We start from the raw sequence: 17,112 nt of genomic DNA, 5'->3' as shown, positions 1-17,112 counted from the left end.
GAATCTAAATTTGTAGAAGCTAAAATTGTGCACCAACACCATCAATATAGGGACGGCAAGAACTATAACAACTCTAAGGTTTTGAGCAAGAGTAAAAAAGCTTGTTATCTTTTTCATTTCTAAGATTTAAGAGTGCATATAATTTCATGTTTACCTGTTTTTTCTAATTTTATGCCCCTATAAATATTTGAATCTTCTCTTCCATCGATAGAGAGCATGTTTGTGCTGCCCCATTTCACTTTAATGGTATAAACAGCGTCATGAAATTTCATTTTTGCTTCATATTCGGGCCATGAGGAAGGCAAATGTGGATGTAAAAATAATTGTTCAGCTTGACGATTAATCCCCAAAATAGCTTGTATTGCGGCGCGGTAGAACCAACCAGCGGAGCCTGTATACCATGTCCAACCGCCTTGTCCACGACGTGGTTCAACAGCATAGATGTCTGCGGCCATCACATAAGGTTCAACACGATAAATTTCAGGATTTTTTCCATGAGTAATGGGATTGATCATAGAAAATAAAGCATAAGCTTTATCATTTTCATTCATTTCAGCAAGCGCTAGAATGCTCCAAATAGCACCGTGCGTATATTGACCACCATTTTCTCGAATGCCTGGGGGATAGCCTTTTATATAACCTGGTTCGAGAGGTGTTTTATCAAAAGGCGGCCAGAAAAGACGTAGAAGACCGCTTTTTTCATCATACAAATGCTCAAGCATTGAGGACATAGCTTGCTTTTGGCGCTCAGGCGAAGCCATTTGAGAAATAACAGCCCAAGATTGAGCAATGGCATCAATTTTACATTCATCATTGATTTTAGAGCCAAGAGGCGTTCCATCATCAAAATAACCACGTCGATACCAAGCACCATCCCAACCATTTTCTTCGAGGGATTTTTTCAAACGATTAAGATATGCATTCCATTTTTTCACATGGGTTTTGTCACGATATTTTTGAGCAAGGGGGATAAATGCCTGTAGTGTAGTGCCAAGAAACCATCCTAACCAAATACTTTCACCTTTTCCTTGCATACCTACTAAATTCATGCCATCATTCCAATCACCTCCTAGAATAAGGGGAAGTCCATGTTGCCCACAGCGCTTGATAGCAAGATCTAAAGCCAAAGCACAATGTTCATATAGTGTTGTGGCTTTCGAGGATTGCGTGGGTCTAAAATAAGCATCGTGTTGTTCTACAGTAAGAGTATCTCCTTCCATAAAAGCAATTGGCGTATCAAGCAATTCGTAGTCGCCGGTAGTATTAACATAAAGAGCTGTTGCATAAGCGAGCCAGACAATGTCATCGGAAATATGCGTGCGAACACCAGCATTGGTATCAGGCAACCACCAATGTTGTACATCACCTTCGAGAAATTGATGGGCTGCGGCATTTAACAAATGTTCACGTGCCAGTTGTGGTTCCAGTAATAATAAAGATAGGCTGTCTTGTAACTGGTCACGGAAGCCAAATGCACCACTGGCTTGATAAAAAGCTGTGCGTGCCATCATGCGACATGCGTAGATTTGATAAGGGAGCCAATGATTGACCATAATATCAAAAGAGGGATCAGGTGTTTTGACTTGCAGTGGAGAAACAAAATCATCCCATTGCTGTTTTTGTTGTGTGAGGAGAATTTCAAAATCACTTGCACGGACTTGATCGAGTAAATTTTCCGCTTCTTGCCTATTTTCAGTACTGCCAAGATAGAAAATGATTTCTTTTGTTTGCCCTGGTAGAAGATCAATATCATAGGCGAATGCTGAACAAGGATCACATCCTGCTTCAATTTTATTGGAAAGCGCATCAGCTTTGCGGATCGCGTGTGGATGTGTCACTGTTCCTGTTAAACCGATAAATTCGTTCCGATCAGTGGTGGTGCTGGTTGGCATTTCCGATGCTGATAAAAATGCCACATGTTGAGATTTTTCCAGGTGATAGGGATTTTGAATAAAATGTGTACCACGTATGGGATCATAAGAGGCGATTATGAAAGGTGCATATTTTGTGCGGACATTACCAAAAACCCATTCAACATAATTATAAAGGCGTAAACTGCGTGTTTTTTTTCCTTCATTTTTTAGGATGAGACGTGAAAGACGAACAGGTTTTTCTTGATCGAGTGTATGGGTCAGTTCTAAGGCAATTTCTGAATGTGTGGATTTAAAGGTTGAAAATCCAAAACCATGGCAAGCTTCATAGACAACACTTTCGTTGCATTCTACCGCAGAAACTGGTGAGAACCGTTTTAAAGATAGGCGATCAACGATATAAAGTGCTTCCCCTGGACGGTTAGAAACCGGATCATTTGTCCAAGGGGTTAATTGATAATCGCGGCTATTGTTGGCCCAAGTAAAGAGTGCACCTTCAGCAGAGATATGGAAACCAAAGCTTTTGTTTGCAATAACATTAATCCATGGATGTGGTGTGGTGGTTTGTCCATGAAGACGTATCACATAGTTGTTATGGTGGTTAAAACCGCCATAACCATTCCAATACTGTAAATCTTCTCCATTAATGGGAAGAGCGGATGATTTTTGTTGACTGATAAGAACAATGGAAGCAAAGTGGCTTTGTTCATTTGGTGTTGTTTGTCTTCTTTTGTCGTTTAATTTATCATGAGATTCCCGATGACTATTCCGTGTTACGAGATCAAAATCATTCTCATTAAGTCGTTTGATCTGTTCAGATAAAGAGCCATTTTGAGCATGAAGGATGATGCGTGCAGAGGCAAGGAGCGTCTTAAAACTTTGTTCGTTCATTTGATCACGTTGAAGCGTGAAAATATGGTTGTGTTCATCAGTTTCGTGAATATGATGACGGTAAGATTCGCACACCCATTCAATAGTGCGTTGTGTATCTTGTATATAGGAAAAAGCTTGCTCGTTGAGAATAACAAGATCAACGAGCAGTCCACGTATACGCCAATATTCGTGCGCTTTAAGTAGTTCCTGTAGAACATTGATGTCTCCTACATTGTTTAATCTGAGAAGACAAAGTGGAAGGTCTCCTGAAATGGACAGAGGCCAAAGATCAGATTGTTTACCAAGAGTTTTTGCTAAATTTTTTGTAGGAAGACGCCATGTTCGCTCAGGATAGATAAGGGGAGTTGCATATTTTTGATAAGTCATCGCTTCTCTAAGCTGGATACCGCTCTGATACAGTGAAACTTGTGAACGTGTCCATGCCATTGAAAGTTCCTGTTGGAACATATTGGGTTGTCGATAATGTTTAATATGATTATGCAGTGTTTCTTTTGCATTGGCAGCAAAAGTCCAAAAAATAAGTTCTGCTTTTTCATGTGCGGGAATTTTTATACGGCATCGAAGTGAAATTATTGGATCAAGAACAAAACCTTGACTATTGCTAAAACGGGCATTTTGATCAAAAGCAGCAGATTGGTGAAGAGAGCGTCCTCGACCAATAAACAGGGAGCGATCCGTTTCAGCTTCTGTTTCTTGGATGTTATCCATTGTACTGGTAACAAAATGAGCAACGTGAATTTCAGGATCATGAGGGGAACGTTTGCGCCTTTTGGCAAAAATAGTTTTTCCGTCTTCAGCAATTTCTGTTTCTATAAACATGCGTGAAAAAGCAGGATGAGCTTGGTCCGCATCCATTGTTGCGAGTGCCAGTTCACCGTAAGAAGTCACTTCAATAAGACGGTCTTTGTTTGTTGTATTGAGAAGTTGAATACGTCTGCCTTCACCGCACCCTTCAGAAGTAACAATACATTCAAGTGTCGATTGAATACCATCAACCATTTTTCTATATTCAGCTTTTTCATCTGTAAAAATGCTAACAGCTTCTTCTTCAACAACACGTGTTGGCTCACCAGTGACAGACCACCAACGTCCATTATCCGTATTACGGAGGAAGAATAAAGTGCCTTGTTGATCTTCTGTAGGATCAGGAATAAAGCGCGTAATCCCATAATCGTGCCAACGGCTGTAACCGGAACCATTGGCTGTCAACATTACGGAATAAAAACCATGAGATAAAAGCAAAGTTGCGCGTGGTTTGAGCAGTGGGTTCGTGATCATGCGCAAAGGAATGTCATCAAATTCTCGAGAGTTATTGCGCACGGAGTTAACAACTTTGGTATGGATGATGGGAATTTGGTGTGGTGCTCTTTCCTGTAATAACAATTGTATTGCTTCAATGACTGGATCACGGTGAAAGCGATCACGCATCCGCCCTTGGAAAATCACATTATCAATAGCAAGAATGGACATACCATGATGGTGTGCATAATAATTGCGCACAATGGCGTATTTTTCTCCTGTTTTTATGCGTGAAGGAGTGAAGTCGACAGAGTCATAATAACCGTATGTTCCTAAAGCTCCAAACCCACGCAGATGTTTTAAATTGCTTACAGCTTGTGCAGGTGTATACTGCGCTGCTAAAAGGCTAGCATAGGGGGCAATAACAGCATTGCGTGAGAGTCCACGTTGCAGTCCGAGGTGTGGAACACCAAAATGAGCATATTGGTAATTCATTAAGTGATCACGGGCGTTAAATGCAGCTTCTGAAATACCCCATGGTAATTTTCGTTTATGAGCGTATTGTATTTGATAACGAATAATCAATCGATTGGTTTGATCGAGGAGAGACCCTAAAGGTTCATGCATGACAAGAGATGGCATGAGGTACTCAAACATGGATCCAGACCATGATAAGAGGGCTCCTTTCCAACCGATTGGGGTAAGAAGTCGCCCAAGATGAAACCAATATTTACATTTTATATCTCCTTTTGCGATGGCAAAAAAGCTTGTGAGGCGTGCTTCTGAGGCGAGAAGATCATAACAATTTTCATCGAGTTTATTTTCTTGAACATTATATCCAATGGACAAGAGATGCCGTTCAGGATGCTCTAAGAAATCAAATTCCATAGCAAAGGCTATTTTCCGAGTCTTTATGGCTAAAGTGTTTAATTTTGTACAGAGTTGTTTGGTGTTATAGTCATTGCTGGTATCGTGATGATGAACTTCACAGGTTTCTACAAGGCATTTGGCCCAAGAGAGTGTTTGAGCGGATTCTGTCGTGTGAATTTTTTGATTCAGTTCATCTATCAATTGCACAATATCACGGGCGATAAGTAAGAGATGCGGAATGGGAGAAGTGATGGTGTTTGGTTTTTTTACGAAAGCATTAACACAGTGATCAAAATTGGCAATGCGCTCTTCGATTTGTTGACGTAAAGGGCGTAAAATAGGTTGATTATCGGGAATTTCTTTGAAAGTTTCGGCAAGAATAGCATGAACATCAGATAAGCCTTCTCGATGATTTTGAAGAAAAATATCAGGTTTTTCAGCCCATTCCCTTAAAGCTGAAGCAAGTGTCATCAAATGACCAGCAAGATTTCCTGAATCAACAGTTGATACATAAGTAGGCAAGAGAGGTTTAAGGGTATCTGTTGCATACCAATTATAAAAATGCCCACGGAATTTTTCCATTTTTGCAAGAGAGCTTAATGTACATTCAATGCGGAAAATGGTTTCTTTACAATTAATCCAACCAAAATCACGTGCAGCAATCACAGAGAGAAGGTAAAGCCCAATATTCGTAGGGGATGTGCGTTGTGCAACCAGAGGCTCAGGATCTTCTTGGAAATTATCAGGGGGCAAATAATTGCTTTGTGCATTGACAAAGGTTGCATAATAAAGCCATGTCCGTCGTGCAATGGATCGTAGTGTTTTTTTATCCTCTGAGGATGCATTAAGAGTATCTTGAAACGTTGAAGGTTGACTGACAAACCATGCAATTAAGGGCGAAAAAAACCATGCCAGCCCAAAGGGCAAAGCAATAAAGCTTGCAAAAGTCTTAGAAAAGAGAGGCAATGCTATGGCAAGAATACCAATAAACGCTGCTGGGCACATTGTAAGGACATAAAAGCCAAAACTATTGGGGATTGATTTTGTTGCGGCGGAGGTTTTCCATTCAAGCAAGTGTTTTTTTGAAATCGTCATGCGATAAAGCGTGCGGATAATCGCATCAGTCATAAAATAAGCTGAATGGGCAAGAAATGCTGTTTTAAGAAATATATTTGCACCCGTAAGGGTAGTTTTGTTCATAATTGATTGGAGTTGCCCACGCAAAGAATAATCAATATAGGAGGGAACAAGCGTTTGTAATACACCTAAAATTTGTGAGATAAAAAGGCTAAACAGCAAGAATATTTGCCAAATGATTGCACTCTTTAACGGTAAAAAAGACCATCCTGCAATTGCTGCGATCAACCACATAAGTGGTGTAAGAGAACGGCGAAGATTGTCTTGCACTTTCCAACGTGTAATGGCACTAATTTGATGACGAGAGAAAAGATAAGGGAGGAGTTGCCAATCACCGCGAATCCAACGATGATAGCGCGCAACATCAATATTATAGGCTGTTGGATAATCCTCAATCACTTCTACATCACTGACTAAAGCAGTACGGGCATATCCTCCTTCCAACAGATCATGACTGAGAACGGTATTTTCTTTAATTTTTCCATTGAGTGCTTTTTCAAAAGCATCAATGTTATAAAGTCCTTTGCCGATAAAAGTTCCTTCTCCTAAAAGATCTTGATAGGTATCAGAGACAGCAAAGACATAAGGATCAATACCACGATTGGTCGAAAACACCCGTTGCAAAATTGATGTTTCTTTTCCTGTTGTAAGAGACGATGTAATACGGGGTTGCAAAATGCTATAGCCTCTTACAACTTTCTCATTTTCTGGGTCGAAAATCGGCTGATTAAGTGGATGGTTAAGCTTTCCAACAAGTTTTGTAACACTTTCAGGGGTAAGGCGTGTATCTGAATCCAATGTCATTACAAAACGACAATCCATGGGAAGATTTGGACTTGGGGGGTAAAAGCTGGTGTTTTGATCGCCTCTTAATAACAGATTGAGTTCATGAAGTTTACCACGTTTGCGTTCCCATCCCATCCAGCATTTTTCACTAGGGTTATAAAGGCGTCGGCGATGTAAAAGGAAAAAGAGTGAAAAATCATCACGGTGATAACGGCGATTGAGTTCATCAATATTTTTTTGCGCATAATGCAACAAGTCAAGATCGTCTTGTGTTTGTTCGAAGGGAGCATCTACCCAGTCTGTAAGGAGGGCAAAATGAATGGCACCTTTTGGGTTGGAGAGATAATGAACTTCAAGATTATGTATTTGCTCGTCAATATAATCGCGTGACGTCATGAGAGTAGGCACGACAACTATTGTACGTGCATGTTTTGGAATACCCTTTTTATATTCATAACCAATCAATTGTTTTGAAGGGATAAACCACGAAACAACAGTGTTGAAAAAGGCAAAAGCAGTATCCATAGCAGGAAAAAGCGCTAATATAGTAAAGAAAAAGGGCATCCATGGAGCTATGCCGGATGTTTGTAAGAGAACGTAGATCGCAAGCAAAAAAGCAAGCATTAAAAGAGAGACAGGAATTGCCAAGGTTCTTATCTTTGCGCTACAGAAATATTCTCGCCACTTGATACGCAGAGGTGGAGTATAGCCACAAACTTTTTCAAAGGCATAACGCCCATCATCGATCAAATACCATCCAACAGAGGAATTGTTATGATGAGAGGTGTTTTTGGAGGAAGAGTGCACCATTTTGATAGCTTTACGTGCAATTTCTGGCTCACTAAAAGGCGAAAAGCGTGCAATTTTTTCGATGACTTGTCGATAAATATTACGTGAGTGAGGATCAATTTCGGAAAAATCACTCTTTTCACGCAAAATGGAGTCTACAGTACTGACAGTTTCAAACCATGCTGTCCACTCAACACCATCAATGGCTTTAAGAGAACGAATAATATTGCCCATGGTTACGCCATCTGCTGCTTGGTGGGTATGTTCATTGGCTGTTACAATTTCTAGGCTACTACCTTGGTTCTGTAATTGCTTTTCAAGCCAAGTTAATGCTGTTGTTGCATCGACAGGTGCACTTCGTAGCCGATAGAATAAATGAGCTGCAAAGGTTGAATCAGTGGCGAATGTTGCATAAAGAGTCAAAAGAGCGCGTAATTTTGGTTCATTTTTCGTAAAAGAAATTTTATCAGCAACTTGATAAGCGAGATGACGCATATGCCTTGCTTGTTCAATACGCAATGAAAGACGACGAACATTTTCAATTAAGAGCATTTGTATGACAGAAGGGAGTGCCCATAATTCACCAATTGTGAGGGCACAAACTTTTTGAAATCCATTGATGGTAGCTGTTAGTGTTTCTTGTGAAAATCTGCTATCTGTATGCTCAATATAAAGCCATGCCAAAGCAAAAATACGAGGCATTCCTGCCTTTTGTTGATAAAGAGGCATTTGTTTAATAAAGGATTTAGGCAAATTGCGTCGTAACTGTTGTATGGTTTTGTCAATGGTATAATGATTATCAATGAGCCATTGAGCAGATGGTGCAAGAGTTTCATCATTTTGGGCAGCAATATCACTGTTATGAAAGGCATGGAGAATAAATTTGGCATTTTCACTCAAACGCTTATGAAAACTTTTACTTTCTTCATATTCAGGGATTAAAAGTGTCTCACCAGAGGCTACAGTAGAACCTAATGTATAGAGTTCGTCCTGCGATTTGTAAGTTGATCGAAGAGGAGAATTGCTTTCAGTAAGACGGTAGCTTATGGTTTTTCGGGAAAAAAAGTACTTCATGAAAGAGAGTATAGACGCCATAATATTTTATTGCGACTCAATTATGCCGTTTTATTCAGGAGGATGTTGGCGTTTCTCTTCCAAGAAGGGGATTTGTTTTGAGAAGTATTTACAATTTTTTAACCAGACGATTGAAAATATAATAAAGCGGTTTCATTGAACAACAAAAAAGGCCGCCAGAGAAACAAGCGGCCTTAATGTAGTCTATTAAATCACATATTAATCTTGTTCTTGTTTTTTCAAAGCTGCACCGAGAATATCACCAAGAGAAGCACCTGAATCTGTAGAACCATATTGTGCAACAGCTTCTTTTTCTTCGGCAATTTCTAAAGCTTTGATAGACACTGAAAGTTTACGTGTTTTTTTATCAAATGCTGTGATACGTGCATCGACCCTTTGTCCAATCGAGAAGCGTTCTGGACGTTGCTCATCACGGTCACGTGCCAAGTCAGCACGGCGAATGGTGGTTTCAAGATTATGGTCAGTCAATTTTACATCAATGCCATTGTCATTCACTGCAGTGACTTCACATGTTACAACAGCACCTTTACGAAGTTCGCCAGAGGCTGCTGCCTCCCCAACTTTATCACTGGAAAGTTGCTTGATTCCAAGAGAGATACGCTCTTTTTCAATGTCAACATCAAGAACGACAGCTTTAACGATGTCACCTTTATTGTAAGTATCAATAACTTGTTCACCAGGACGGTTCCAATCAAGATCAGAAAGGTGGACCATGCCGTCAACATCGCCTTCAAGACCAATAAAGAGACCGAATTCGGTTTTGTTTTTAACCTCTCCTTCAATTTGTGAATTGACAGGAAATTTATTAGCAAAAGCAACCCATGGATTTTCAAATGTTTGCTTTAAACCGAGAGAAATACGCCGTTTAGAAGGATCAATTTCCAGAACAACCACTTCCACTTCTTGTGAAGTAGACAAAATTTTTCCAGGGTGAACGTTTTTCTTTGTCCAACTCATCTCGGAAACGTGGATTAATCCTTCGATTCTTGGTTCGATTTCAACAAAACCACCGTAATCGGTAATGTTGGTAACAGCACCAGTAATTTTTTTACCAACTGGATACCTTGCACTGATGCTTTCCCAAGGATCACTTTCAAGCTGTTTCATACCAAGAGAGATACGATGTGTATCTTGATTGATACGAATAATCTGGACTTTAATCGTTTGACCAATAGTAAGGATTTCAGATGGGTGGTTCACACGCCGCCAAGCCATATCTGTGACGTGTAAGAGGCCATCAATTCCACCAAGATCCACAAAGGCACCATAATCGGTGATGTTTTTAACCACACCTTCAACGATTTGGTTTTCCTCAAGATTTTGTACGATTTCTGAACGCTGTTCAGCTCTACTTTCCTCTAAGACGCTACGACGTGAAACAACAATATTGCCACGACGACGATCCATTTTCAAAATTTCAAAGGATTGTGAATTATGCATGAGAGGTGAGACATCGCGAATGGGACGAATATCAACCTGACTACGAGGTAAGAAAGCAATCGCACCATCAAGATCGACCGTAAATCCTCCTTTTACTTGGCTAAAAATAACGCCATCGACGCGTGCACCGGCATTGAACTTTTCTTCTAAACGAATCCAGCTTTCTTCGCGTCGTGCTTTTTCACGCGATAGAACAGCTTCTCCCATTGCATTTTCAATGCGTTCAATATAAACTTCCACTTCATCGCCAATTTGTAAGGAACCATCTTTTCCTTTAGCTCCAAATTCTTTGAGTGGAATACGTCCTTCGACTTTAAGTCCAGCATCAATAATAGCCATGTCTTTTTCGATTGCAATGACACGACCTTTAACAACGGATCCCTCATTTAGATCATTGGTTTGGAAAGATTGCATTAAAAGGGCTTCGAAATCCGCTGTTGTAGGATTATATTGCGACATAAGAACTCCTGATACATACCTTAATTTTAAAGGTATAAGCGCTAGGTTAGTGTTAACATGAAGTAACTTCCTGCCTTTTTCCTTATATACAGGAAGAAAATTAGCGCTTGGCTGGAAATCACCCTGACGATTCTATCCAATTATATGCGCTTTTATGACTGGATCAATAAGAGCGCATGCAACTGTAAATGTTGCTTCTATACTCAATTTTGACGTATCAAGCAAGTGCGCGTCTTCTGCTGGTTTTAGCGGGCTTTGTCCACGCGTCATATCGCGACTGTCACGTTGTTCAAGATTGGCAAGGATTTCGTGATAGTCTGCTGAAGCTCCTTTTTTCAAAATCTCTTGATAACGCCGTTTTGCACGTATCTGAACATCTGCTAAAACATAAAGCTTAACATCGGCATCAGAACATACGACGGTACCAATATCTCGACCATCGAGCACACTTCCAGGGAGGATTTTAGCAAAGTTACGTTGTTTTGCAACAAGAATTTCGCGTACAGCTGGTATGATTGCTATTTTTGAAGCGGCTTCACCAAGTTCATGAGAAGAAAGAAGCGTTGAATTTAAAGTATTCAAATCAAGTTCTCTCGCATAGAAAAGTGCACTTTTTTCATCATCGAGCGCCAATTTTTGTTGCAAAAGTGCATGGGCAACACCGCGATAAGTAAGCCCAGTATCAAGATAGTGAAGATGGTAATGCCTAGCAATTTTTCGTGCTAATGTCCCTTTTCCTGAGGCTGCTGGTCCATCAATTGCAATCACAAAAGGTTTCAAGAGATTTTTCCCCCAAGTTTTTGTATAAAAGGGATAAATTCTGGAAAGCTCGTCGCAATCATTCGTTTGTCATCAATGGTAACAGGTTTTTCTGAGACCAGTCCAAAGATAAGAAAGGACATGGCAATACGATGGTCAAGATGTGTTGTGACATGTCCACCACCCAATCCTTTAGCGGAGCCTTTTCCATGAACAATGAGAAAATCTGGACCTTCTTCACAGTCTACGTGGTTGATTTTGAGTCCTTGAGCAAGTGCAGACAGTCGATCTGATTCTTTAACGCGCAATTCTTCAATTCCTAGCATAACTGTTTTGCTTTCAGCAAAGGCTGCTGCTACTGCTAAAGCAGGATATTCATCAATCATTGATGGAGCACGTTCTTTGGGTACAGTTACACCTTTTAGTACTGATGATTTAACCCGTAGGTCTGCAACATCTTCGCCACCTGTTTGACGTTGATTCAAAAGTTCAATTTGAGCTCCCATTTCCCACAATGTTTCGATAAGTCCCATTCGAGAGTTATTGATAAGAACATTTTCAATAGTGATATCAGAGTCTTCTATAAGAAGGGCTGCGATAAGAGGAAAAGCTGCAGAAGATGGATCACCTGGAATATGAATTGTTTGTCCGGTCAGGTGCGGGTGACCATTGAGATGAATAAAACGCGTTCCTTGTGCATCTTTTTCTATCTCAAGTTGAGCACCGAACGCTTTTAACATTTTTTCTGTGTGATCTCGTGTGGGAGTTGGTTCGATAACAGTTGTAGTACCAGCTGTATTGAGGCCAGCGAGTAAGACTGCTGATTTCACTTGAGCAGAAGCCATAGGAATGCGATAACGAATCGGGTTAGCCATTTTGGGACCATAAAGCGTTAAAGGGAGACGGTTATCATGGGTTGCTTCAATTTCCACACCCATTAACTTCAGCGGGTCTAGAATACGTGCCATTGGGCGTTTAGAGAGAGAAGCGTCACCAATAAAGGTCGTTTTCATATGGTAAGTTCCAACCATTCCCATGACCAGTCGTGCACCTGTTCCAGAATTGCCGAAATCTAAAGGTTTTTGTGCGGCTAACAAGCAACCATTTCCTGTTCCTCGAATAATCCAGAGATCATCTTTCTTAATAATACAGGCGCCCAAAGCTTGCATAGCAGCAGCTGTATTGAGAACGTCACCACTTTCAAGCAGTCCGTGGATATGTGTTTCACCACTTGCTAATCCTCCCAATATAAGGGATCGATGGGAGATTGATTTATCTCCTGGTACTTTAATTGTGCCAGAAAGACGCGTAGCTTTGTAAGCGGTTATGGGTATTGTTTTTTGCATAGAAGTTCTATTTAATTTCTCTGTTTTTTATAAAATGAAGCACTTTTTAGCACATGCTTTGAAAGGCGTCATGAGGAAATCCATGTGAAATGATGTATTTATCTTTGACAAAGACATTATTTTTCGATTAAGCACCATAAAATTTATTTTTTAATAGAATTATAGTTAACTTAAAGAGGCACGGTTCATGGCAAAAGAAGAACTTGGAACTAAGCGTGTTGATCCAGAAACGGGAAAGAAGTTTTATGATCTTAATCGCGACCCTATTGTGTCGCCTTATACAGGAATTTCTTATCCGCGTTCTTATTTTGAGGTTGCGGCAGCTGAAGCAAATAGTGAAGAAGACGTTGATACTGAAGAGCTTGATACAGCGCTTGAAAAATCTGCTTTTATGCTTTTGGAAGACAATGGTGATGATCCTAAAGATGATGATCTTCCTGATTTGGAAGACAGTGATGTGGATCTGGGTGATGACGATGACACGTTTTTATCTCACGATGAAGATGATGAAGACGATGATGTTACCGATATTCTTGGAGGCGGTGTTTCTAAGGATGATGATTCTTAAGGGAAGTGAAAGAGCATTGTTTTCACGGAATGCAAATTCTTCTTGATCTTCGATTTTTCTCGTTCTAGAAAACCCCTTAAGATTGTTTATTCCTCTTTTAAAGGGGTGGATATGTCTTTAATGTGGGGCTATAGCTCAGCTGGGAGAGCGCTTGCATGGCATGCAAGAGGTCAGCGGTTCGATCCCGCTTAGCTCCACCAAAAAGACCTCTATTTAGCTTAAGAGAGCAGCAATTTTACAGTTTTACATTGTGTTTGAAAAGCGCACTACTTATCGATAGTGATTGCCTTAAGAGTTATTTCCGCTTTTGTTTTTCAGTAATTTAGTAATTTCATGGTGCATTGTATTGCAACAAAGCTTTGATTTATAAAAATAGCTTATTATTTTGCATGTTGAATGAGCATCTCTAATATCATAAAGTTTTCTCATTTCAAATTTTCGCATTCAAAATCAGAAAAAACCATTTGCTTATCTGTCACAACTTATCTGTCACAAAAGGAATTGGCATCTAGATAAGAAGCATTTAAGAAAGAAGAATGTCTCTTATAATTTTATAAATTGTCTCAACTACAAGAGCAATTGCACATGAGGAGCTGGCAAAAAGAATGAGAGTACCAGCTGTGACTATTTGTCATGATGGATTGTTTGTGAGTTTACAAGATTCATAAAGTTTTGCCGTTATGAAAGCAAAAAAGCAGGTTGATGCTCTTTTGGAAGTGCATACGAAAAGAAAAAGCGTACTCTTTATCATTTGTACCATGATATGGAAAAAAAGAGCATCTGGATCAGCACTATAATCAATAAAGGTTATTTTTATACGATAAGAACCAATGATTATTCTTATAATTCAAGTGAACACTTGTTTTAATATTTTTGCAAAAATCTATTTTTGTAAAGCTAAGATACAGCTTTTATCGGTTCTATGAATGATCTAAAAACTACTTGTTTGAAGAAAAATTTATTCAATGATGAAGAATCGTTATCAAATGGGGTTTATGCGTGGCATTTAATTTTGTGATTTAAATGTCTCAATAAAAGGCTTTTTTATTTCTCATGGTGATGGACTCTTGTTTTTAGGGTTAGATTACAGCACAACAGGGAAAATGGAATTATTTGAGGGGAAAAAAATAATGCCTTCTTACCGTTCAAGAATATCGACGCATGGGCGCAATATGGCCGGAGCTCGCAGTCTGTGGCGCGCAACGGGGATGAAAGAGTCTGATTTTGGCAAACCCATTATTGCAATTGCGAATTCTTTTACACAATTTGTACCAGGGCATGTTCATTTAAAAGATCTTGGGCAACTGGTGGCGCAGCAGATAGTGGTTTCTGGCGGTGTTGCGAAGGAATTTAACACGATTGCTATAGATGATGGAATCGCTATGGGGCATGATGGGATGCTTTATTCTTTACCTTCACGTGAAATTATTGCTGATTCTGTTGAATATATGGTCAATTCCCATTGTGCGGATGCACTTGTCTGTATTTCCAATTGTGACAAAATTACGCCTGGTATGTTAATGGCATCTTTACGTTTGAATATTCCAACAATCTTTGTTTCAGGCGGTCCTATGGAGGCAGGTAAGATTCAATGGAAAGATCAAGATCTGAGTGTTGACCTTGTTGATGCCATGGTTGCTGCGGTTGCTGAAAATAACTCAGAGGAAGAAGTTGCTGAGATGGAGCGTGCTGCTTGTCCTACATGTGGTTCTTGTTCAGGAATGTTTACCGCCAATTCTATGAATTGTTTGACAGAGGCGTTAGGGCTTTCTCTTCCCGGCAATGGATCAATGTTAGCAACGCATGCAGATCGTCAGCTGCTTTTTGAAGAGGCTGGACGACAAATTGTCGCATTGGTTAAGCGTTATTATGAGAAAGGCGATGAGACAGTTTTGCCGCGCTCGATTGCTTCACGCAGGGCTTTTGAAAATGCAATGACTGTTGATATTTCCATGGGGGGATCAACTAATACTGTTTTGCATCTTTTAGCAGCGGCGCAAGAAGGTGAGGTGGATTTTACCATGACAGATATTGATCGCCTTTCACGCCGTGTTCCTGTTTTATGTAAGGTTGCACCTGCTGTTGCCAATGTGCATATGGAAGATGTTCACCGTGCTGGTGGTATTATGGGACTGTTAGGGGAATTGGATGCAGCTGGACTGATTGATACATCTACTTATACGGTTCATGCAAAAACGATGAAAGAGGCTCTCTCTCATTGGGATGTGAAACGCACCAATGAACAAAAGACTCATAAATTTTACCGTGCAGCTCCAGCGGGTATTCCAACCCAGACAGCGTTTAGTCAATCTCGTCGCTATGATAATCTTGATCTGGATCGCGCAAAAGGTATTATCCGCGATAGTAAACATGCTTATTCGCAAGATGGAGGATTAGCGGTTCTTTATGGAAATCTTGCAAAAGATGGCTGTATTGTGAAAACAGCAGGAGTTGATCAGTCAATTTTAACCTTTAAAGGTCCAGCAAGAATTTTTGAAAGCCAAGATTCCGCTGTTTCCGCGATTTTAGCCGATAAAATTCAATCAGGTGATATTGTTTTAATCCGTTATGAAGGTCCACGTGGTGGACCTGGAATGCAAGAAATGCTCTATCCTACGAGTTATCTTAAATCCAAAGGATTGGGAAAGGTTTGTGCACTTATAACGGATGGTCGTTTTTCGGGGGGGACTTCGGGGCTTTCCATCGGGCATGTTTCTCCAGAAGCTGCTGAAGGAGGAGCCATTGCTCTAGTGGAAGAGGGGGATATCATAGAAATTGATATTCCTAACCGTACCATTCATATGTTGGTTGATGAGGATGAAATGATGCGTCGTCGTAACAAAATGGAAGCAAAAGGAAAAGCGGCTTGGCAACCGATTGAGAAACGTAAACGTAAGATTTCAAAGGCTCTTAAAGCCTATGCGGCTATGACGACTTCTGCTGCAAAAGGTGCTGTGCGTAATATTTGATTGAAATGAAGAGTTCATTGTGTGAAGGAGTATGAAAGATTGGTTTTTTAGAGATTTCTGTGTCTTTTTCGTTGTTTAAAGGGCACATCTCTCACGTAAAATAGAACACCATTATCTTGCACACCCATGCGCTTGTTTTTAAGAGGCATCTGGAGGGTACAAACGCCATTTCACGATAGTGCTTGATGGTATACCGTAACAGCCATTATACACTACAATCTTTACGCTTATGAAGAAACAAGCCAGCTATCATTATACTATTTGCTAGCTCCTAGTGTTGCGATAACCATTGGCACCTGAGACGGCTCATAAGAGGCATTTTTATTTCTTTCTTAAGTAGTTTAACCCACACGCTAGCCCCGCTTATGACATGTAAGCAAGTACTTTTAAGTGATTTCAATATAAACAAATTTGAAATGAAAGAATTTTACGGTATTCGGATCTGTCATTCAAGATTTTATCATAAAAAATACAATAAAGTCAATATGTTGAGTGTAATTATTTTATATGAATCCACTTAAGAATCCACACTTTTATACGTATTTAAATTGACCATTTTTTATAAACAATTGCCATGTATGAATAGAGCATAAAAAGCAAATCATGATGTAAATATTATAACGCATGTGTTATTCAAATGAAATGAAAAGCAACTATCATTCATAACAGTTCATAAATTTTATGATACGTTTTTATCATTCAAAAATCGCATTGTTTTAAAATTTAGTCGTTTGAAATTATCTATAACATACATTTAAAGATCACAGCTTGTTTTAAAGATTGGATTGTTAATCGCATAAAAGGAACAAATTAACGGTCCCCAAAATTGGGGAGCGCAAAATCTAAAGATCTTATAGTATCCTATAAGAGAGTAGTCGTTTAAAACTTTT

At 39.7% G+C, this 17,112-nt stretch carries 6 protein-coding genes and 1 tRNA gene; 3 read left to right on the top strand and 4 right to left on the bottom strand.

What is annotated here, in order from left to right:
• Positions 1-119: 119 nt before the first annotated feature.
• From BN200_RS02510 to aroA, 4 genes are all read right to left on the bottom strand, one after another.
• Complete coding sequence (locus BN200_RS02510; protein WP_034988651.1) at positions 120-8,681, bottom strand: glycoside hydrolase family 94 protein; 8,562 nt, start codon at positions 8,679-8,681, stop codon at positions 120-122.
• A 198-nt stretch (positions 8,682-8,879) separates the two neighbouring features.
• On the bottom strand, positions 8,880-10,580 hold the full coding sequence (rpsA, locus tag BN200_RS02505; protein ID WP_019220851.1) for a 30S ribosomal protein S1: 1,701 nt from the start codon (positions 10,578-10,580) through the stop codon (positions 8,880-8,882).
• Between the two features lie 132 nt (positions 10,581-10,712).
• Positions 10,713-11,360, bottom strand: a complete 648-nt coding sequence (gene cmk / locus BN200_RS02500; RefSeq protein ID WP_019220850.1) for a (d)CMP kinase — start codon at positions 11,358-11,360, stop codon at positions 10,713-10,715.
• Complete coding sequence (gene aroA, locus BN200_RS02495) at positions 11,357-12,685, bottom strand: 3-phosphoshikimate 1-carboxyvinyltransferase (RefSeq protein ID WP_019220849.1); 1,329 nt, start codon at positions 12,683-12,685, stop codon at positions 11,357-11,359. Before aroA ends, cmk begins: the two co-directional genes overlap by 4 nt.
• 187 nt (positions 12,686-12,872) lie before the next feature.
• On the opposite strand from aroA, the gene BN200_RS02490 reads away from it, so the two are divergent.
• The 3 genes from BN200_RS02490 to ilvD all read left to right on the top strand — a co-directional run bounded on the left by BN200_RS02490 (position 12,873) and on the right by ilvD (position 16,222).
• Positions 12,873-13,253, top strand: a complete 381-nt coding sequence (locus tag BN200_RS02490) for a TIGR02300 family protein (RefSeq protein WP_019220848.1) — start codon at positions 12,873-12,875, stop codon at positions 13,251-13,253.
• Between the two features lie 124 nt (positions 13,254-13,377).
• Positions 13,378-13,453: transfer RNA gene (locus BN200_RS02485), tRNA-Ala, on the top strand.
• Between the two features lie 930 nt (positions 13,454-14,383).
• The gene (gene ilvD, locus BN200_RS02480) at positions 14,384-16,222 is read left to right on the top strand and encodes a dihydroxy-acid dehydratase (protein ID WP_019220847.1); all 1,839 of its coding nucleotides are present in this window, start codon (positions 14,384-14,386) and stop codon (positions 16,220-16,222) included.
• The last annotated feature ends 890 nt before the right edge of the window (positions 16,223-17,112 follow it).

This window comes from Bartonella senegalensis OS02 (genome assembly GCF_000312545.1).
Classification (GTDB): domain Bacteria; phylum Pseudomonadota; class Alphaproteobacteria; order Rhizobiales; family Rhizobiaceae; genus Bartonella; species Bartonella senegalensis.
The sequence above is the reverse complement of the archived record's forward strand: the minus strand, read 5'-3'. Positions and strand labels throughout refer to the sequence as shown.